Origin of the sequence: Halomicrococcus pelagicus, assembly GCF_051917725.1 — an archaeon.
GTDB lineage: Archaea > Halobacteriota > Halobacteria > Halobacteriales > Haladaptataceae > Halomicrococcus.
In genome coordinates, this window is record NZ_JBQBLX010000002.1 from 668,639 (window position 1) to 686,759 (window position 18,121).

Here is an 18,121-nt window from a genome sequence, read left to right on the forward strand (position 1 = left end):
GAAAGCAGGGTTCGCGGTTCGCGTTACGACGCCCGGTCGGAACGCGTCCACGCAGGCTCGTCGCGCACGAACGCGGCGTCGACGTCACTCTGCGTATCGTTGGCGGTTCCGTTCGTCGCGTTCCCCGAGTTCTCGTACGGATGGTAGTCCGACCTGTTCGTCGGGAGGTCGGTGTTCACCGACACGTTCCGCATCGGGTCGTCGTAGCGGTCGACGTTGTCGGGGATGTCGCTCTTGCTGATCGGCTGGGTGCCGATCGGCAGTCCGGCCGCGATGAGCTTCTTCGACATCGGGTTGATGTCGTAGCCGAACCGCTCCTGAACCCGGTCGTAGTAGACCGCCTCGTCCGGCGGTCCGTCCTTCGACCAGTCCTTGTTCTGGCGGTCGAGGTGTGGCCGCTTGTGCGCGTTGACGTACCCGGCGATGTCCTGGACGTCCCGCCAGTTGGTCAGCTGGTGCGGCGACCCGTACGGCATCGCCTCGCGGATGAAGCCGGCGGACGTGTACACCCGGCCCATACCGGCACCGTCGTTGTACGATTCGGGACCCCACAGCGGCGGGTACTGTCCCTTCTTGCCCTGCCCGTCCTTTCCGTGGCAGGACGCGCAGTTCTCGAGGTAGAGCTCCGCGCCGCGCACGGGGTTGATGTTGGGCACGGGCACCTGCTCGTCACCCTCGGGCTTGCGGATGTGCCGCCAGTAGGGGACCTTCTGCATCGGCGTTCCCTTCGCCAGCCAGACGAGGTACGACTCCATCGCCTGGATTTCGCGGCTGTCGTACTCGGGGATGTTCTCCGGCTCTGTGTTCATGCTCCGGAGGAAGCAGCCCTGGATGCGCTGGCGCGTGTCGCGCATCCGGCTCGTCCGGCCCGTCCACTCGGGATATCCGGCGGCGGTCCCGACGAGGGGAATCATGTCGATGTCCTGGCCGACCATTCCCTGCGTGGTCGGCGCCGAACCGCCGCCGTGGCAGTGCGCACAGGACATCCTGCTCGATCCGGTCATGTTCGGTATCTCGCCGGAGGTGTTCGCGAACAGCGTTTGCCCGTACTTGATGAGTTCGCGCCGGTTTTCGTTCTCCGGGAGCGTCGAGTTGTTCATCTTCTTGGGAACGAACGCAGCGTCGTCCCCAGCCGTCTCGTTCTTGTATCGGAGGTCGTCCGCCGACTTGCCCTCGCGCAGGTTCTCGTCTATCCACTCGTAGCCCGACCAGTCGCCGGGCAGTTTGAGTTCGCCCTGCTGGCTGTCGTCCGCCGGATACATGAGCGGAGCGGCACAGCCGGCGAGTACGAAGACGAGCGCCAGCGCAGCCGTCGCTTTCCGTCTCATGGGGTATCCCACCGACGATGCGACGACAGTCGCTTGCCCGAACGACCCTCTCGTGTCACTTCCGTGGCCATGTACAGTATTGTGTTCTCCGGTTATATCTCCGGGGGTATTAAACGTTCTTAACTATATTTTTACTAATCTAGATTACCTGTCGTAATACGTCGAAGTCTGACCGACGTGGTCACGGAATTCGTTTCTTTGAACAACCAGAAGCGTTCATTCCCGTGGTATCCCCCGTAAGAGAACCGTCATCGATTGTGGTGGCTCTCTCCAAGAACACGCAATACTTAACCCGCCGGGGGTGCGACCACTGCGTAGTCGAATGACACCCCGGAAGGTCCTCACACTGCTCTTTCTGGCGTCACTCCTGGGTATCGGCTACTTCTCGATGAACGCCGCACCGCTCTTGAGCGACCAGTCGTACTCCTACCACGGCGGCACCGAGTGGCACACCAACGTCACGGAGGCCCAGCAGATAGCCGAACGGCAGGACAAGCCGATGCTGATCTACTTCTGGACGACCTGGTGTACGTACTGCGAGGACTACAACCAGAAGGTCTACTCGGACGCCGCGGTGCGCGATGACCTCGACGAGTTCGTCCTCGTCGCGGTGAACCTCGACGACAGCAGTCCGGCGGCGACGCGTCTCCAGCAACGGTACGACGCCAACTATCCGCCGCAGCACGTCGCGGTGACGCCGGACGGCGAGACCCTCGTCGAGATAAACGGTTACGCGGAAAAGAAGGCGTTCGTCGAGTATCTCCAGCGCGCCCAGCGGAGGTACGACGGATGACGCCGGGACACGTCGTCGTGTTGCTCGCGCTCGGGACGAGCGTCGCTGCGACAGTCCTGCTCGGCCGCGACTACCTGCGCGACGAGGAACGGTTCGTCGACTACGTCCCCGCGCTCGTGGGAGCGACCGCGGCCCTGCTGGCGACGGCGCTCTCGTATCTCACCTACCAGTTCGTCACGACCGACTACTCGAACGCCTACGTCTGGAACAACACGGCGGACTACCTCCCGCTGCTCTACCGGGTCACGGGCGTGTACGCCGGAAACGAGGGGTCGGTGCTGCTGTGGGCGACGCTGGCCTCGGCCGTCGCCTTCTGGGCCACGCGCGTCAGGGGTCTCGCCGGCCGAGACCGGAAGCTCGTCCAGGGCATCACGCTGAGCATCGTCGCGTACTTCGGGGTGATGCTCGTCGTCCAGAGCCCGTTCGACACCGTCGCCGACTCGTTCCCGCAGGCCGCTGCCGGGTTCACCCCCACCGCCGGCCGGGGTCTCAACCCGCTGCTGGTCGACCCGTACATGGCCATCCATCCACCGGTCATGTTCGTCGCGTACGCGCTGTTGACCGTGCCGTTCGCGATCGGGTCGGCGCACTTCGTCTCGCTGCTTTCCGGCCGGGACGGACTGTTCGAGAACTGGTACGGGAGCGTGCTCCGCTGGCTACGGGTCAGCTGGCTCTTCCTGACGGCGGCCGTCGCGCTCGGTGCGCTCTGGTCGTACACCGTGCTCGGGTGGGGCGGCATCTGGGCGTGGGACCCGGTCGAGACCGCCATTCTCGTCCCCTGGCTGTTCCTCACGGCGACGCTCCACGCGGTCACGAACTACCGTCCCGGACGCAACTACACGGTTCTCGCGCCCGCGATGACGTCGACGGTGTTCGCGCTCGCCATCTACACCACGTCGGTCGTCCGGAGCGGCGTCTTCCGGAGCGTCCACTCGTTCGCCGACGGCGGAATCGGCGCGTCGCTGCTCGTTCTGATGGGGGCGACGGCCGCGCTGGGCGTCTTCGTTCCGCTCGGGTACTGGTTCACCCTGGACGGCGAACCCGCAGGCGACGGCGACTGGCTCACCAGGACGAACCTGCTCCACCTCGCCGTCCTCGCGCTCGGGACGCTCGCGTTCGTCTCCATCTGGGGGCTGACGTTCCCGCTACTGCGCGACCTCGCGACCGGCATCGAGGTCGAGGTCAACCCCAAGTACTACAACCTGTGGAGTTATCCGGTGGTGGTCGTCGCGATGCTGCTGCTCGGGTTCTACATGGACTTCGACGTCGAAGGACGCAAGCGGAGTCTCACCGCCCTCGGCGTGTTCTCGGTCGCCACCGTCGCAGCAGCGTTCGTCGTTCCGACCCCGGCCTGGCGACTCGCGTCCGTGTCGGCGTCGGACGCGCTCGTCTACCGCATCGTCGGTAACGCGAGCGCGCTCTCGGTCGTACCGCCGGTGCTCTACGTCTGCATCGCCGTCGCCAAGCGGGCTCTCGACCGGATTCCCGGCACGCCGCGTCGGTTCCAGTTGAAGGAGGTCGGCATCACGTTCGTCCACGTCGGCGTCGCGATACTGGTCGTCTCGCTGGCGTTCACGTACCTCTTTACGGCCCAGTCGTCGGTCATCGTCCAGGACGCACGCCAGGGGTCGAGCGTAAAGCAGGTGCAGGGGTCGGAGTACGCGGTCCAGGCAGTCGGCTACAGCGAGAGCACGCTACCGAAGAACCCCGACCCCCGGCGGAGCGCGCTGTCGACCCGGGAGGTCGAGTCGAAGGGACCGGCGCTGAACGGGAGCGTCGAGACGATTCACGGGACGGTCACGGAAATCAAACGTGGGCCGCGTGCGACCGTGGCGCAACTCGACGGCTCCGGAGTGTGGGTCGGGTTGACCGGCCAGAACCGGACGGCTGCCGACCTCTCGAAGGGCCAGGAGATAGTGGCGAAGGGCGCGGTCATGTGGAACTACGTTCCCCAGACCGACGTCGTCGTGCTAACGGACGTCGAGCACGTCGGCCCGGTCTCGAACCCGCCCTCGACGCTCGACCTGACGCGCGTCGAGAAGAAGTCGGTGAACCTGCGCGTCTACCGGAACGACGAACTCGTCGCCGCCGGGAACGCCGGCCAGCGCCGCTACGTCAAGCAGGGCGGAATGCAGGTCCGCGACGTACTCATCGACCGTGGACTCACCCACGACACGTACGTCATCGCCGCGCTCAACGACGGTACCGCGTCGCTGACCGTCAAGCGCATCCCGCTGATGACGCCCATCCGTGCGGGCGTCGCGCTCCTCCTCGTCGGCATGCTCCTGGTCCTCCTGTTCGACCCGGACCACGGTCTCGCCGCCGAATCGCTCCGGTCGTCCGCGACCGCACCACAGAACGACACCTCGACGTCCGACTGACGATTTCAAACGTATGAAACGCTTCGCACTCTCGCTCGTCGTACTGCTCGCCTGCCTCTCGGTGCTTCCGCTCGCGACCGGGGCAGCGAACGATACGGTATCGGTTTCGGGAACGGCGACGGTCGCCAACGGCACCGCGAACGGCGACACCGTGACCGTGACGCCACTGGACAAGAACTACCGCCGGGCGGGACCGTCGGTGAACACCACGGTCTCCGACGGGTCGTTCACCGCCGACAACGTCACGAAGGCACCGCTGTACTACGTTCGCCTCCAGCACGGCGGTTTCTCGCACTACGTGCTGACGAACACAACGTCGGGCGTCGCCTTCGAACTGGGGGCGTCCATCTCCGGTCGCGTCGTGACCGAGAACGGGTCGGCCGTGCCGAACGCCCGCCTGCTGGTGACGAGTCCGACCGGGCCACCGGTCGGACAGGTGAACACCTCCGAGAACGGGACGTTCGACGTCGGACCGCTGAAGCCGAACACGACCTACACGATACGGATGCATCGTGCCGGCGTCCCGTACAGGAAGACGGTCACGACCGGGAACGCGTCCGACGTCCGGTTCGTACAGCGCGAACCGACGGCGAACGATTCGGTGCTCTCCGTCTCCGGCGGTAATCCCGCGAGCCGCGTGATGCAGGTCGCGCCCCGGAACAACAGCTCCGGACTCCGCGTCGTCGAGACGCTCACGCTGAACAACACGGGCGACCGCCCGTTCGTCGGCCCGGTCCACGTCACGCTTCCGGACGGTGCGACGCCGACCGGAGCGATGTTCCGCGACAAGCAGACGCAGTTCACGCGCCGGGGCGACGGCGTCGTCGTCAACGCGACCGTCGCCGCGAACGACACGACCCGCATCGGCGTCGCGTACCGCATCGACAATCGGACGATACAGAAGACGGTCGAACACGACACGGACAACGTCGCCGTCGTCCTCCGCGGTTACAACGCCTCGCAGGTACGGCACTCGTCGAACCTCCGACGGGGACAGTCGCCCATCCCGATGCTGACGAACGGCGAGCCTCTCGACGCCGGTGACCGGATTCGCGTCCACGTTCCGAAAGACGCGAAGAAGTCCCCCGGAACGTCGGCGAACCAGCCGGCCCAGGACGGCGGCGGCTCCGACTTCCCGGTCAGCGTGCTCGCACTGTCGTTCCTGAGCATCGTCATCGGCGGCATCCTCGCCTACCGGGCACTCTGACGCGATAGTGGCCGTCGGCGGTCGCTCCCGTCGAAATCGTTCGGCCGCTGCGTTTCGACCGCTCTTCTATCCCTCGACGACGTAGTCGAACGTCGCGAACCCGGCGAGAAAGAGGACGCCGTCGTAGGCGAGCAACAGCACGACCCACGACGCGAGCGGTTCGGCGGTTCCGAGGCGTCGCGTGAGCGAGATGCCGGCGAGTAGCACGGGGACGACGAGCGGGACGAGCAACATCGGGAGCAACAGCTCTCGAATCCGGGACTTCACGGTCAGCAGTGCGAGGACGACGCCGGCGGCGGAGAACCCGAACGACGCGGCGACGACGACGCCGACGAGCGCCGGGAGCGTCGCGACGGTCGGAGAGTAACCGAGGAAGACGCCGACGAACGCGAGCGTGAGGAGCGCGACCCCCGTGACGAACACGGTCGAACTCGCGACCTTGCCGACGTAGACGGCCGACCGGTCGACCGGGGCGAGCAGCAGGCCGTCGAGCGCGCCGTCCTCGTCCTCGACGGCCGCGCCCTGCACGACGCCGAACGTCCCGGCGAAGACGAAGGCGATCCAGAGCGCGCCGCTGCCGACCGTGCCGAGGTCGACGAACGACTGGGCGAACCCGAACGCGAAGACGACGACGACCAGCAGCGCGAACACGACGGCGGTGTTGAGGACGCGCTTCGAGCGAATCTCCAGCACCAGGTCCTTCCGGGCGATCTCGTAGGCGACCCGCAGGAACGTCCGCATCGTCACCGGCCCCTCAATCCGATGGCGGCTCGATAGCAGTCCAGGAACTCCGACGGCGCGTCGAGGTCGGCCAGGCTGACGTCGCGCTCGACGACCCCGCCGTCGAGGACGAGCGCGCGGTCGCAGTGTTCGAACCCGCGCTCGAGGTCGTGGGTCGCCATCACGACCGTCTCCACGCCGACGGCGTCGAGGAGGTCCCCGAAGTCGGCCATCGACCGCCGGTCGAGACCGGAGTACGGTTCGTCGAGCAGCAGGACCTCCGGCTCGTGCAGGAGCGCCCGGGCGAGCGACAGTCGCTTGCGCATGCCGTGGGAGAACCGACTCGGGTCGCTGCTCCCGTGGGCCGAGAGGCCGACCAGTTCGAGCAGTCGTTCGCATCGGTCCTCGTCGACGCCGTGGAGGCTCGCGTGCAGTCGAAGGTTCTCGCGCGCCGTCAGTCCGTCGTAGAGCATCGTGTCGTGAGAGAGAACGCCGAGGCGCCGCCTGACGGCCGTCCGGTCGGGCGTCAGTTCCTCGCCGTCGACGAGCACCCGCCCGTCGGTCGGCGTCGACAGCGTCGACAGGATGCGAAGCAGGGTCGTCTTGCCCGCGCCGTTCGGTCCGAACAGGCCGACGCGCTCGCCGTCCGCGACGCGAAAGCTCACGTCTCGGAGGGCGGTGACGTGGCCGAATCGTTTCGTCAGGTCGTCGACGTCGATGAGTGCCATTTGTCGCTTCGAGCCGTATCGGTCGCTCCGTTACTGTCGCGCTCCACCCTGCGATGCCACACCGCGGCCGCCGTCGTAGCGGTCACCGACGGTCCCTGCCGGATCACTTCGATTTCTCCGGGCGCTCTTCGCCCTCGTGGGCGCGCACGGAGAGGTCCTGAGCCTTCAGTTTCCCGTCTCGGAGGGCGCCCTTCGCGACGACGATGCGCCCGTTCTGCATCGTCTCTGGCATCGTTCCCTCGTACACGACCGGCACCGAACTGTCGTTCTCCGTGACCTGGAAGGTTATCCGACCGTTCGCCCGCTGCAGGTCCGTGACCTGACCCTCCAGGTTCACCCACTCGCCGTCGTACGTGCCGCTCTCGGCCTCGGCCGGCGTGACGAACGTCGTCGTCGCGTTCATCGTCGTCACCCCCAGAACGAGCAGCAAGACGAGTATCCCGACTCCCCCGAAGAGGAACTTATTTTTCCGCTTCATTGAATTGAATTGCTCGTTTTCTGCATTTCAAAGTTGGCTTTCGCCCGAACGCCCGTCACGGCTCAGGAGGGACCGTCCGATGGCGACCGTCTCGACGTCGCCACGGTCGGCCGCCGTCTGGAGCGCCTCGACCACATCGGTGGTGACCTCGGTCGTTATCGCGTCCGCCAGCGCCGCGACGATGCGGTGCTGTTCTTCGGTGAGTCCGTCCCGTTCCAGTTTCCGCGTCGCTTCGGCGAGTTCGCATCGTTTCGTCCGTCGTATTTCGGCGCGAACGTCGTCGACCGCGTCCGTCGGCGTCGCGTCCGAGCACGTATCTGCCGTCGCCATCGTTCGCGTACAGTGACGCCGGTGGCATATGTGTTTGGATAGTTCACCCAATATTTCCCACGTCCACCTACGACGTCTCTCCCACGGACTCCAAACCGGCTCTCACTTTCTTCGTTCGAGTCGACCGTCCTGCTCTCGACCGTCGACGACGCGGAAACCGCCGGTCTCGTCGCGCGTCGAGACCTCTCGCTGGGGGAACGGTATCTTGATTCCCTCCCGGTCGTAGGCGGTCTGGACGGCCGCGATAACCTCGGTGATGGCGCGCCACTTCCGACGACTGCTCGGACGGTCGATCCAGAACCTGAGTTCGAGGACGACGGCGGACTCGTCGAACCCCGTCAGAACGGACCTGGGCCGGGGTACCTCCAGAACGTCGGGGACGTCCGCCATCTCCCGTTCCGCGACCGACATCGCCCGGTAGGGGTCGGCCGAGTAGTCGATGCCGACCTCGACTTCGAGCCGAAGTCGCCCCTTCCGCCCGTAGTTCGTGATCGAGTTCGAACTCACCTCGTCGTTCGGGAGGATGACGTACTCGCCCGAGAACGTCTCGATTCGCGTGGTGAACAGCGTGATGTCGGTGACGATGCCTTCCCCGGCTTCGTTTTCCCCGATCGGAACCTGTATCCAGTCGCCGATCTCGAACGGCCGCGAGAACATCAGAGTGAATCCTGCTATCAGCGCGCTCAGGGTTTCGTTCGCCGCCAGTCCGATGATGATACCGAGGAATCCGGCCCCGATGAGGAACGCGCGAACGTCCACTCGCCACACGCCCAGCAGTAGTAATCCCGAGAGGAGGTAGATGCTGACCTCCGCGATTCGGGCGAAGACCTCTCCCTGATGGCGAGTGATCTGCCCGCTTTGGGTAACGAATCGGTCGATGACACGGATGGACATCCCCGCTCCGACGTAGGCCGCCACGAGGAGGCCGAACGTGATCGCAATGCGGGCTCCTGCTGCCGTGAGTTTCGAGAAGACGTCGACCCTCGGGGCGGGAGCGGTGGGGTCCGTCCAGAGCGCGAGTGCCCACTGTCCGACGAGAATCGCGGCGAGTCCACTCGTCGTGAGGAGGAAGACGTCCACGAAGCGCGAGTTGAACTGCCGTTTCAGTCGGGGCGCGATCCTCCAGAGCACCCACACGACGAACACGAGCACGACGAGCAGGAACGTCGATAGTAACACCCGAGAGTCGGGGTCGGGGAGTTGCTGGTCGAGTTGGAAGACGAGGCTTGGGGAGTTCGACATGGTACCGACTCCGACGGTGGTACGGCACGCTCTCCGGTGGTCACGGAGACGGCCGACACCCGTCTCTCTCAGTATACACCGCATCCGGCTTGAGTATGTTGAAAAGTCTACAGAAATGGGACAATATATCTGAGATTCACGAACTTCCGTTGAAAAATGAGAGGTGGATGGTTGGTTCCTGGTCGGTGTCAGCGAACGTTTCGGTCGTCGCTGTGCTTAGTCTGTGACGGGGTCGCGCCTCTCTTCTCGCCGACGTCCAGGGAGGAGACGACTGCTACGACGTGATCGCCACCGTCGCGTCGTACTCGCCGCGGTCGGTCGTCACGTGCACGTCGAACGTCACGGCGAGCACGTGCGTCTCGTCGCCGCGGTTCTGGACGACGACGCCCCGGTCGGCCTCGCACGCGCCGAACTGCCGGTCCGGACCGCTCGGACACCGCCGGTTCGCCCACGCTCGGGCCGCCGACCGGTTGTAGCCGACTCGATACACGGTCCCCTCCTCGACCCGCGAGGTCTCCAGCGTCGCCACGTCGTCGGCTACCCGGGACCGAACCGCGGACACCGCGGCCGACCGCGACTCCCACCGGTAGCTCGACGGAACTCCGTCGGCGGCGTCGTGGACCGCCCTGTCGAGGACGCGTTCGGCGCTCTCGACCGGCGCGTCGTAGTCGCCGGTCGCTCGCACGTCGGCGTGATAGCCCAACTGGAGGTAGGCGAACACGACCGGAGCGAGCGCGACCGCGACCACGGCGGCCGCCGCGAGGACCAACTGAGCACGGTCCAGGTCGTCTCGACTGGTCACGCGTACCACACCCAGATCGTCACGCCGCCGTTCGTCGTCGTCACCGACGCGGACCCGACCGGAACGCCGCCGGGTTTCCGGTAGCCGACCGAACCGTGCGGCGTCGCCACCCGGAACATGAGATTGTCGGGGAGGATGCGCTCGACGCGCCGCTCCAGTGCGTCGCGCTCCCGCTGGAAGCTGTCGGCGGATTCGAGAATCTCCTCGAGGCGCGTCGTTCCCCGATGTCGCGGGGGCTCGCCAGCGAGCACGGTTCCGGCGTCCTCGGCGTACAGGTCGAGTTGCGCCTCCCGGGTGTCCGGCGACGGGACGCCGAGCGCGAACCCGAACGCGACGCCGAGGACGAACACGACGCCGACGCCCGCTTCGACGACCGACAGCGACAGTTGCGCCCTACGCATCGACGGTCACCGCCAGCACGGTCTTGTGCGTCTCGGCCGGGTAGTAGGTCACCGTGACGCTCCCGGTCGGAAGCGGGCCGTCGGCGTCGAACGCGAACCGGACGGTTTCGAACCGCGAGACGCGAACCGAGAAGTCGCCGGTGAGTCCCGACGCGTTCCGGAGCACGACGCGACCGTCCGCTCGGACCTCGGTCACGGTCGTTCCCTCGGGCGGTCGGACGGCGAGGTCGACCGTGCGCGTGCGCCGCGGGAGGGTGAACGCCGGACTGGTCGCGGCGAGACGCGGCGTCAGCGTCACCGCGCGGCGGCGCTCGACCAGTACGACGCGCCGAACCGTGACGCCCTCCGGGTCGCCACGCTCCGCGACGGCGTCGTCGCCCACAGTGACGCGGACGTCGTGATCTGCGACGACCGGAAACAGCGACCGGAGGCGGGGGCCGTCGAGCCGATCGAGTTCGGTCGCGTTCAGTACGTTCGGTCGGACCGCCACGGGACCGGACTGGTCGACGAGTCGCTCGCTCAGCGCGACCGCGACGCGCCGCGAGTCGGCGTCGCGCTCGGCCCCGAGGAACGCCCGGTCGGCCATCCCGAGGCTCATCGTCGCCGCCGTCGTGAGCACGAGCAGTGCGACCGCGAGCGCCGGGAGGTTCATCTGCGCTCGCCTCGTCATGCGTCACCTCGCCGGAGTTCGACGACCGGGCCGTCCGGGGACGAGCGTACGACGACGACGGCGGGTTCCCGGCTCGACCACTCGCCGCTGACCGCCGCGACGCTCGCCGGGAGCGCGAGTTCGACCGTCGTCCCGACGCGCTCGTTCGGGTGGACGAGGGTGAGCGAGCCGTTCTCGGCACGGATGCCGTAGCTTCGGCCGCGGATGCTGTCCGGAAGCGTCACGCGGGTTCGTACGCTGACGGTGACGGCGTCGGCTGGCACCGATTGCTGGACGCGCTCGGCCGACTTCGAGAGAACGCGTTCGCCGACCTCCGCGCCGGCCGCCGTCCGGTAGTCGGGAACGACGCCGCCGTACAGCGTCGCCGTGAGTACGCCGATGTACAGCACGACGAGGCTGGCTTCCATCGCCTTGCCGACCACGGGGCTGACGGCGCGGTCGTTTCCGCGACGTCGCGCGCCGGCCGAGTCGCCGTTTCGGGCGCGACTAGCCATGGGTCACCTCCAGGCGCATGTCGTGAACGACGAGGTACGCCACGCGCTCGCCGGAGTAGGCCGCGACGACGCTCTCGACGCCGTCGTCGTCGAAGTCCCGGGTCGACACCGTGGCGTTCTCGCGTTCGAAGTGACGTCGCCACGCGCCCGGGGTGCTCGTCTCGACCGCGACGCGGTAGGTACCGTCGCCGAGTTTCACGCGCTCGTGAGTGACGTTCGTCCGGAGGACGGCCGACCCCCCGGTCGTCGCGGCTACCGAGACGTTCGAGGTACCGAGCTTCGGCGCGCCGACGACGAGCATCTCCCGAGAGGACGTTACCGGCGGTCGCGCGACCATCACACCGCCGTCGCTGGTCCCGCGGACGACGGCCCCGGCGAGGAACGCGACGCGCCTGTCGTCGGTGGAGAAGACGAGCGCGTCCACCCGGACGTGCTGGACGACACCGCCCTCGTCGAGGACGCGGAGGTCACGCTCGACGGTCTCGAGTCGTCCCTCGGTGAACGACACCCGTCCCCTGTGGACGCCCGTCGCCGCCACGGGCGCGAGGGCGTCGTCGAAGTCGGCCGCGACGCGGTTGGCGTCGGCGGCCGCGGCATTGCTGTCGACGACCATTCCGATGCTGGCCGTCAGGGTGCCGAGCGCGACGACGGTGACGCCGAGCAGGAGCGCGACGCCGACGACGTTCGACTGGCCGCGCGACCTCATATCATTCCCGCCCCCGCGAACACGAAGTACGCCACCGCGACCAGTGCGGCCGAGTGAAGCAGCGCCTCGTAGAAGCCGCGACTCGCGTATCCGGCGAACCAGCCGCAGGCGAGCATCGTCGCCTGCGTGACGACGTAGAACCGGAACCGGTCGCGCTCGGGTTGGACGGCGTCGGGGTCGAGCGCGAGACCGGCGTTCGACGTCGAGACCGACGACAGTTGCGAGAAGCTGTCGAGGACGTAGCCGTTGACGGCGACCATGATACCGACGACGAGCAGCGCCGTCGTCCACCCGACCGCGACGTAGACGAGCATGTTCGACCGGAGCGCCTTCTTCTCGTGGTACAGTCGCCCGATCTCGACCTGGAGGGTCTCGAACACGGTTTCCGTGTCCCCGCCGACGTCGAGCGTTCCGGTGACGAGACCGATGGTCTGGTCGGCCAGCGGCGTGCCGACGCGCTCGACGAACCGCGAGAGTGCGTCCCGGCGCAGGTCGCCGTCGCGGGTCGTGAGGTTCGCGTTGAACGCGAGGTCGTTCACGTCGGACTGGAGCGCGCCGAGGTCGACGTCCCGGGCGACGTGGGCGACGGCCTCCGAGAACGGTCGACCGAGGGTCACGTGTCCGGAGACGGCGTGGACGAAGTCCTTTATCTCGCGGTCCTTCGCGTCGTCGCGGTACGCACGTCGCACCGCGACGAGCCCCACCGGAAGCGCGAACGTGACGTAGGCAAGCAGGACGACGTTGACCGGCGCGTATCCCAGCAGCCAGAGCCCCGCGCCGACGGCCAGCGCGAACGGGCCGACGACCAGCGTCGCGTTCGCCGGGTTGAGTAGCGCGGTCCGGACCGCGTCGACCGGGTTCCCGGATCGGCGGTACGTCGGCGGGGACTGGTCGGCGGGCCGGAGCGTGGACACCAGTCCCGCCGCACCCGCGCCGACGACGAGGATGAACGCCCCGCTTCCGTAGACGACGAGCGCGCGGACGGAGACGGTCACGAACGGCAGGTCGACTGGCGCGCCCAGTCCCGGCGCGAGCACGCTCATCACGGTCAGGACGATGACCAGCAGCGCGGGCATCACGAGCAGGACGATGAACATCTCCGCGAGCAGTTCGAGGAAGTCCTGGGCCTGTTCGCGGGTGCGGGCCTGCCGATGGCTCAACATCCGACTCTCCATCTCCAGGTACTGTTCGAGGGCGTCCGGCCCCTGTTCGGCGTGTTCGCGGAACTTCAGCAGGAACGGCGCGAGCGCGTCCCTGGAGGGCGTGTCCCGGGCGACGATGCGGAGGCCGTCGTCGAGACTCCCCGTCAGCGCCGCCTTGTTCAGCACCTTCCGGAACGCCACCGCCGTCTCGCCGTACGACTCCTCGCGGTCGGCGACCTTCCGAAGTATTCCGCGCCGGTCGTCGCTGCCCGACGAGAGCGCCCGAAGGTACCGGACCGCGCCGGGCAGGGTCCCTTCGATGTTCGACCGCCGGGCGCTGGCCGCCCACTTCAGGTATATTCCCGACAGGGCGACAGTCGCGCGCTTGGCGGCGGCGGCACAGGCGAGCGCCGCAATCGAGGCGGCGTGGCTGCGCGACAGTACCGGAACCGCGACCCGGTCGAGCAACGGAATCCCGTCGTGGAGGAACATCGCGACCGTCCGGAGGGTAGCGTCCGGAACCGCGACCGTTCCGAGGAACGTCCACGCGAACGCGAGACAGAAGACGAGCCACGACAGGCCGTACGCTCGCGCGAGATACACGTCGAAGCTCGTGGTCACGTCGGTCGCCCGATAGCGCTTCCGGTCGGTGGCGTGACGCCTCCGGTCGGCGTGCCGGGAGAAGAGGGCGTACAGCGTCCGGTCGAGCAGGCCGAGCGACCCCGCGCCGTAGCGAGTGTCGACCTCGCGCGTGGCCGAGGCCTCGGAGACGGTCATCCGTTCCCCTCCCCGGCGGTCGTCATCGCTCCACCTCCCGCTTCGCGCGCTCGACTGTCGCTGTCTCGTTGTTCTGCAGGTCGGCGAGGAACGAGAACAGTTCGTCGAAGTCGGTGACTCCCTCGCGTTCGAGGTACTGGACGTAGCGGTGCTTGCGGTGGAACTCCTCTTCGACGGTCTCGACGTTGCGGTCTGTGCGTTCCGCGAGACGGTCGAAGAAGTGCAGGCCGACCCGCCGCTCGTCGTCGCCGAGCTGGGGATGGTCGTAGTCGAGGCGGAACCGGCCGTCGCGGTCGCGCCACGCGACGGCGTTCCAGTACACCGTCGTCCCTTCCTTCCGTATCGCGCCGCAGCGACCGTCGCAGTCGGCGAACTCCGCCTCGCTGACGAGTTCGACCACTTCGCCGACGTACCGCTCGCCGTCGACGTGCTGGGGGAAGACGACGAGGTCTATCTCGCGCAGGAGGTACGGCGGCAGGCCCTGCTCGATGACGCGGTTGATCAGCTTCTCGATATCGTCGGCGTGGGTCGTGCCGAGCACGCCGTGGCCGGTGTTGAGCGTCTCGGCGAACGTCTCGAACGACGCCTCGGTGTTTATCTCGGCGATGACCTCGACGTCCGGATTGAGGTAGTTACACTCGGTCATGAGGTCGGCCATCGTCACGCGCTTGTAGTCGCTCTCGTGGTCCCGCGTGGTGAGCGAGACCCCGGTCTCGTGGGGGAGTTCGACCTCGCGAGACCCCTCGTCGATGGAGATGGGGCGGTCGGAGTAGGGGATGAACGGCATGTGCGCGTTCAGCAGCGTCGTCTTGCCGACGCCGGTCGGTCCCGAGAACAGCGCGACACCGTGGTGCTCGTACAGCAGCCACAGCAGGGTGACGATCTCGGTGGAGACGCTACCGTTGTCGAGCAGGTCGACGGGCGTCATCGTCTCCGGTGCCTGCTTGCGGATGGAGATGTGGGGGCCGCCCTCGGTGATAGCCGGCAGTGCGACCGCACAGCGTATCGTCTCGGCGTGGGGAACGCCCTCCGGCGAGAGGTTCACCTTCGCGCTCGGACTGGAGGCGTTCAACTCGACGCCGTCGGCGGCCGCCATCTGCGTGACGACGTTGACGAACGTCGACTCGTCCTCGAACGCGAGGTTCGTCGGCACGCGCTCGCCGTGGCCGATTCGCCTGCCGCGCGGGACGACCTTGATGCGTTCGCCGACGCGGTTGGCCTCGATGTCCTCGAGCAGGCCGTCCCGGATGGGGACGGTCAGTTTGCCGTGGCCGACGTAGTCGCGCAGGACGTAGTAGACGAGGTCGGTCAGCCGGTCGTCGGAGAAGCGGTGGTCGACCGGCGGCACCGCGAGGTCGTACTCGGCGAGCGCCGTCCGCAGGCGGTACTTCGCGGCGTCGAACCACGCACGGGTGTTTCTGGCCGTCAGGCGGCGAGAGAGGAACTGTCGGGCGCGCTCGCGGACGAACGCCGCCCGGTCGTCGACGACGCCGTCCACGTTGGTCTCCCAGATGCGCTCTTTGCACTCGTCGATCAGGTCCTCGTCGCCCGGCAGCAGGTTCGGTTCCAGCACGGCGTACTTCGTGGCGAACGAGTCCGCTCCGAGCAGATGTTCGCGGTAGACGACGACCGGGACCGAGAACCCGCGAAAGTCGACGGCGTGCGTTTCGACGCGTTCGCTGGCGAACCGCTCCAGGTAGTCGGCGTCGGCGGGGAGGTCGGTGTCGGCGGGCGCGTAGTCGTCGGTGTGGACGACCAGACGGTCGCTCGCGGCGTCCGCCACCTCGATGGCGTCGTCCAGCGCCAGCGGCGTCAGTCGCCCGAGACAGAGGAGTTCGGCGAGCGCGTGGTACTCGACGCGGCGCCGGGCGCTCCTCGTGAGGTCGGTCAGTCGGTCGACGACGCGGCGGTACTTCGGGTCGAAGCCCGCTTCGACCTGCTCGACCGCTCCCTCGCGGGTGAGCGGTCGCCGCAGGTTCGCTCCCTCGAAGTGGTCGCGGATACGTTCCAGTGCCTCCTCCTCGCTCGGCCCGAGCACCGGTTCGCGGACGCCGTAGCGGAAGCCCTCTTCGGTCTCGCGGACGGTGGCGACCACGTCCGGAAACAGTTCGCGCTGAGTGCGCACGTCCGGCGCGTACCAGGCGTCCGGGTCGTCCGGCGGAATCGGTGGCGGAACGACGCCGTCGACGTCGCTGGCACTCTCCGACCGGTGTTCCGGTGGCGAGCTGTCTGGCATAGAACAAACTGACACCTCTATGTAATTTAAACCTTAGTGATGTGTAATCGGGATGGTATTCGACCGTTCGAACGTCCTCGTCGAACGAGTCTGGAACCGTGTCGCGACGCAACTCCGCGAGGGAGACGCTCCGTGACGACGTCGACGAGGATGTCGTCCGCTACGGACCGAAACGAAAACGAGTGCGACGTCGCTCCGCTCGACTCGGGTCGCTACGTCGTGGTCGTCATGGTCGTCGTCTCCTCGCCGCCCGCGTCGACCGCCGTCACGAGGTCGAACGCCTGGGTGTCGTCGCTCGCTTCCAGGAGACCGACCGCGAGCGCCGAGACGACGGTGCCGCCGTCGAGCGTCACGTCGAACGTCGCGACGGCCTCGGTCTCCCCGGCAGGACGGACTTCGATAGTGTACGACCCGGCGGGAACGTCGACGTAGTCGCTGGCGTTGCCGAACTCGAGTCCTTCGAGGAGTACGTTCCCGTCCGCGGCGACGTCGACGGCCGGCGCGTCGGGCGAGAGGTGAACCGCTCGCAGGCGAACCTGGTCCGCCGACGGCGCTTCGTTCTCGTCCACGAACACGAACGCCTCGGGACTGTCGAGTCTGCCGCCCGCCGCGACCGTGTAGTCGGTGTTCGATTCGAGGGTGGCTTGCTGTTCGAGAATCGCGCTCTCCCGACCGTCTCCCGCGGGCGCGACCTCGACGGTGTGTTGGCCGGGTTCGAGTTCGAGGTAGTCGCTCACGGCCTTGAACTCGACGCCTTCCAGAACGCGGTTCCCGTCCACGAACACGTCGACTGCTGGCGCGTCCGGAACGGCGTGGACGATTCGGACGCGGGCCGCTTCTCCATCGGCCGTGGTCGTGTCGTCCGCGCTCGCTACCCCACCGAGAGCGGTCAGTCCGCTCGCACCGACGATTCGAAGTATCCGTCGTCGTGTGTGCTTCATCTCTCTTTCCCCCGCCACCTCCACGACAGGTTAGGAAAAAATAATTTTCCCCAACCAGTTGGATGGGTCGTTTCACCAGGTCGTCCGCGCTCGGGTCCACTCGATGCTAGCGAGGGTGGGGAGGTGAGGTCGAGTGACAGGACGGCTCAGGCGTCGAGGGTCGCGCCGCAGTCCGGGCATTCGAGACGCATCCCGTCCTCGGAGACGTCGACCGCGAGCACGTCGCTGTCGCACTCGGGACAGGGCTGGGGCGTCCGCAGTTCGGTCGAGGGCCTCGGCGCACCGAGCGCGAGCGCGACGACGCGGTCGTCGCTCTCGTTGCGGCCCTGCTGGAACTCGCCGGGCGCGAATCGAATCGCCTCGCCCGCCGCGACCTCGACCGTCTCCGTCTCGCCGGTCGGGTCGTCTTTCGTCTCGAACGTCGCGGTCCCGGAGACGACGTAGAACACTTCCTCCTGGTCGAGGTGGGCGTGGAGTCCGCCCGCGAACGCCTCGCCCGGGTCGAGCGCGTAGCGGTTGATGGCGAGGTCGGACGTGCCGAGCGCCTCGGTGAGTCCGCGGCGGTCGACGCTCTCGTCGGCCAGCGTCTTCGGCTCCACGTCGTCGATGTCGACTCGTTGCATGCGGGCCGACCCACGGACTACGCCGTGAAAGCTCTACTCCTCGCCGTGCCGCCGTCGGTGTCGTCGGCGGCGGTCGCGCTCGCTCGCTGACCGAGCGGCGCTCGATTCCGTGAGAAAACGGG

The 18,121-nt window shown here is 67.3% G+C and carries 18 protein-coding genes; 3 read left to right on the forward strand and 15 right to left on the reverse strand.

Annotated elements, in window-relative coordinates; translation table 11 throughout:
• Positions 1 to 23: 23 nt before the first annotated feature.
• Positions 24 to 1,328, reverse strand: coding sequence for a c-type cytochrome (locus ACTF4R_RS08255; RefSeq protein WP_440007357.1), 1,305 nt, complete (start codon positions 1,326 to 1,328; stop codon positions 24 to 26).
• 322 nt (positions 1,329 to 1,650) lie between these two features.
• Between ACTF4R_RS08255 and ACTF4R_RS08260 the strand changes: the two genes are divergently transcribed.
• Genes ACTF4R_RS08260 through ACTF4R_RS08270 form a run of 3 tightly spaced genes read left to right on the forward strand, consistent with a single transcriptional unit; the run spans position 1,651 to position 5,709 of the window.
• Entirely contained in the window at positions 1,651 to 2,121 is a 471-nt protein-coding gene (locus ACTF4R_RS08260; protein ID WP_433627063.1) for a thioredoxin family protein, read from the forward strand.
• Positions 2,118 to 4,502, forward strand: a complete 2,385-nt coding sequence (gene ccsA, locus ACTF4R_RS08265; RefSeq protein ID WP_440007358.1) for a cytochrome c biogenesis protein CcsA — start codon at positions 2,118 to 2,120, stop codon at positions 4,500 to 4,502. Before ACTF4R_RS08260 ends, ccsA begins: the two co-directional genes overlap by 4 nt.
• 13 nt (positions 4,503 to 4,515) lie before the next feature.
• Entirely contained in the window at positions 4,516 to 5,709 is a 1,194-nt protein-coding gene (locus ACTF4R_RS08270) for a carboxypeptidase-like regulatory domain-containing protein (protein WP_440007359.1), read from the forward strand.
• A gap of 66 nt (positions 5,710 to 5,775) precedes the next feature.
• Here ACTF4R_RS08270 and ACTF4R_RS08275 read toward each other — a convergent pair whose 3' ends face one another.
• From ACTF4R_RS08275 to ACTF4R_RS08340, 14 genes are all read right to left on the reverse strand, one after another.
• Positions 5,776 to 6,450 carry a heme exporter protein CcmB gene (locus ACTF4R_RS08275; protein ID WP_440007577.1) on the reverse strand — a complete coding sequence of 225 codons (675 nt, stop codon included), beginning with the start codon at positions 6,448 to 6,450 and terminating at the stop codon, positions 5,776 to 5,778.
• Between the two features lie 2 nt (positions 6,451 to 6,452).
• On the reverse strand, positions 6,453 to 7,157 hold the full coding sequence (locus ACTF4R_RS08280) for an ABC transporter ATP-binding protein (RefSeq protein WP_440007360.1): 705 nt from the start codon (positions 7,155 to 7,157) through the stop codon (positions 6,453 to 6,455).
• A 103-nt stretch (positions 7,158 to 7,260) separates the two neighbouring features.
• Positions 7,261 to 7,635 (reverse strand): cytochrome c maturation protein CcmE domain-containing protein, encoded by a 375-nt coding sequence (locus ACTF4R_RS08285; protein WP_440007361.1) that lies wholly within the window; start codon positions 7,633 to 7,635, stop codon positions 7,261 to 7,263.
• Between the two features lie 27 nt (positions 7,636 to 7,662).
• A complete protein-coding gene (locus tag ACTF4R_RS08290; RefSeq protein ID WP_440007362.1) occupies positions 7,663 to 7,965 on the reverse strand; it encodes a hypothetical protein in 303 nt (100 codons plus the stop codon).
• Between the two features lie 102 nt (positions 7,966 to 8,067).
• Positions 8,068 to 9,207, reverse strand: a complete 1,140-nt coding sequence (locus ACTF4R_RS08295; RefSeq protein ID WP_440007363.1) for a mechanosensitive ion channel family protein — start codon at positions 9,205 to 9,207, stop codon at positions 8,068 to 8,070.
• Between the two features lie 274 nt (positions 9,208 to 9,481).
• A complete protein-coding gene (locus tag ACTF4R_RS08300) occupies positions 9,482 to 10,009 on the reverse strand; it encodes a DUF7261 family protein (protein ID WP_440007364.1) in 528 nt (175 codons plus the stop codon).
• Positions 10,006 to 10,410, reverse strand: a complete 405-nt coding sequence (locus ACTF4R_RS08305; RefSeq protein ID WP_440007365.1) for a DUF7262 family protein — start codon at positions 10,408 to 10,410, stop codon at positions 10,006 to 10,008. Before ACTF4R_RS08305 ends, ACTF4R_RS08300 begins: the two co-directional genes overlap by 4 nt.
• A complete protein-coding gene (locus ACTF4R_RS08310) occupies positions 10,403 to 11,080 on the reverse strand; it encodes a DUF7263 family protein (protein ID WP_440007366.1) in 678 nt (225 codons plus the stop codon). The genes ACTF4R_RS08305 and ACTF4R_RS08310 overlap by 8 nt, the downstream gene beginning before the upstream one ends.
• Positions 11,077 to 11,574 (reverse strand): DUF7266 family protein, encoded by a 498-nt coding sequence (locus tag ACTF4R_RS08315; protein WP_440007367.1) that lies wholly within the window; start codon positions 11,572 to 11,574, stop codon positions 11,077 to 11,079. Before ACTF4R_RS08315 ends, ACTF4R_RS08310 begins: the two co-directional genes overlap by 4 nt.
• A complete protein-coding gene (locus ACTF4R_RS08320; protein WP_440007368.1) occupies positions 11,567 to 12,280 on the reverse strand; it encodes a DUF7289 family protein in 714 nt (237 codons plus the stop codon). Before ACTF4R_RS08320 ends, ACTF4R_RS08315 begins: the two co-directional genes overlap by 8 nt.
• Positions 12,277 to 14,199: a type II secretion system F family protein gene (locus tag ACTF4R_RS08325; RefSeq protein ID WP_440007369.1), complete on the reverse strand. Its 1,923-nt coding sequence runs from the start codon at positions 14,197 to 14,199 to the stop codon at positions 12,277 to 12,279. The genes ACTF4R_RS08320 and ACTF4R_RS08325 overlap by 4 nt, the downstream gene beginning before the upstream one ends.
• 22 nt (positions 14,200 to 14,221) lie before the next feature.
• On the reverse strand, positions 14,222 to 16,435 hold the full coding sequence (locus tag ACTF4R_RS08330) for a type II/IV secretion system ATPase subunit (protein ID WP_440007370.1): 2,214 nt from the start codon (positions 16,433 to 16,435) through the stop codon (positions 14,222 to 14,224).
• A 212-nt stretch (positions 16,436 to 16,647) separates the two neighbouring features.
• The gene (locus tag ACTF4R_RS08335; protein WP_440007371.1) at positions 16,648 to 17,376 is read right to left on the reverse strand and encodes a DUF4397 domain-containing protein; all 729 of its coding nucleotides are present in this window, start codon (positions 17,374 to 17,376) and stop codon (positions 16,648 to 16,650) included.
• A 146-nt stretch (positions 17,377 to 17,522) separates the two neighbouring features.
• Positions 17,523 to 17,999, reverse strand: coding sequence for a cupin domain-containing protein (locus tag ACTF4R_RS08340; protein WP_440007372.1), 477 nt, complete (start codon positions 17,997 to 17,999; stop codon positions 17,523 to 17,525).
• Positions 18,000 to 18,121 lie beyond the last annotated feature (122 nt).

Bases quoted from the DNA above. Each gene is read 5' to 3' on its own strand.
- ACTF4R_RS08290 (WP_440007362.1), bottom strand. From the start codon at position 7,965: ATGGCGACGGCAGATACGTGCTCGGACGCGACGCCGACGGACGCGGTC.
- ACTF4R_RS08315 (WP_440007367.1), bottom strand. From the start codon at position 11,574: ATGGCTAGTCGCGCCCGAAACGGCGACTCGGCCGGCGCGCGACGTCGC.
- ACTF4R_RS08270 (WP_440007359.1), top strand. From the start codon at position 4,516: ATGAAACGCTTCGCACTCTCGCTCGTCGTACTGCTCGCCTGCCTCTCG.
- ACTF4R_RS08325 (WP_440007369.1), bottom strand. From the start codon at position 14,199: ATGACCGTCTCCGAGGCCTCGGCCACGCGCGAGGTCGACACTCGCTAC.
- ACTF4R_RS08255 (WP_440007357.1), bottom strand. From the start codon at position 1,328: ATGAGACGGAAAGCGACGGCTGCGCTGGCGCTCGTCTTCGTACTCGCC.
- ACTF4R_RS08295 (WP_440007363.1), bottom strand. From the start codon at position 9,207: ATGTCGAACTCCCCAAGCCTCGTCTTCCAACTCGACCAGCAACTCCCC.
- ACTF4R_RS08285 (WP_440007361.1), bottom strand. From the start codon at position 7,635: ATGAAGCGGAAAAATAAGTTCCTCTTCGGGGGAGTCGGGATACTCGTC.
- ACTF4R_RS08320 (WP_440007368.1), bottom strand. From the start codon at position 12,280: ATGAGGTCGCGCGGCCAGTCGAACGTCGTCGGCGTCGCGCTCCTGCTC.
- ACTF4R_RS08330 (WP_440007370.1), bottom strand. From the start codon at position 16,435: ATGCCAGACAGCTCGCCACCGGAACACCGGTCGGAGAGTGCCAGCGAC.
- ACTF4R_RS08335 (WP_440007371.1), bottom strand. From the start codon at position 17,376: ATGAAGCACACACGACGACGGATACTTCGAATCGTCGGTGCGAGCGGA.
- ACTF4R_RS08260 (WP_433627063.1), top strand. From the start codon at position 1,651: ATGACACCCCGGAAGGTCCTCACACTGCTCTTTCTGGCGTCACTCCTG.
- ACTF4R_RS08305 (WP_440007365.1), bottom strand. From the start codon at position 10,410: ATGCGTAGGGCGCAACTGTCGCTGTCGGTCGTCGAAGCGGGCGTCGGC.
- ACTF4R_RS08280 (WP_440007360.1), bottom strand. From the start codon at position 7,157: ATGGCACTCATCGACGTCGACGACCTGACGAAACGATTCGGCCACGTC.
- ACTF4R_RS08310 (WP_440007366.1), bottom strand. From the start codon at position 11,080: ATGACGAGGCGAGCGCAGATGAACCTCCCGGCGCTCGCGGTCGCACTG.
- ccsA (WP_440007358.1), top strand. From the start codon at position 2,118: ATGACGCCGGGACACGTCGTCGTGTTGCTCGCGCTCGGGACGAGCGTC.
- ACTF4R_RS08340 (WP_440007372.1), bottom strand. From the start codon at position 17,999: ATGCAACGAGTCGACATCGACGACGTGGAGCCGAAGACGCTGGCCGAC.
- ACTF4R_RS08275 (WP_440007577.1), bottom strand. From the start codon at position 6,450: ATGCGGACGTTCCTGCGGGTCGCCTACGAGATCGCCCGGAAGGACCTG.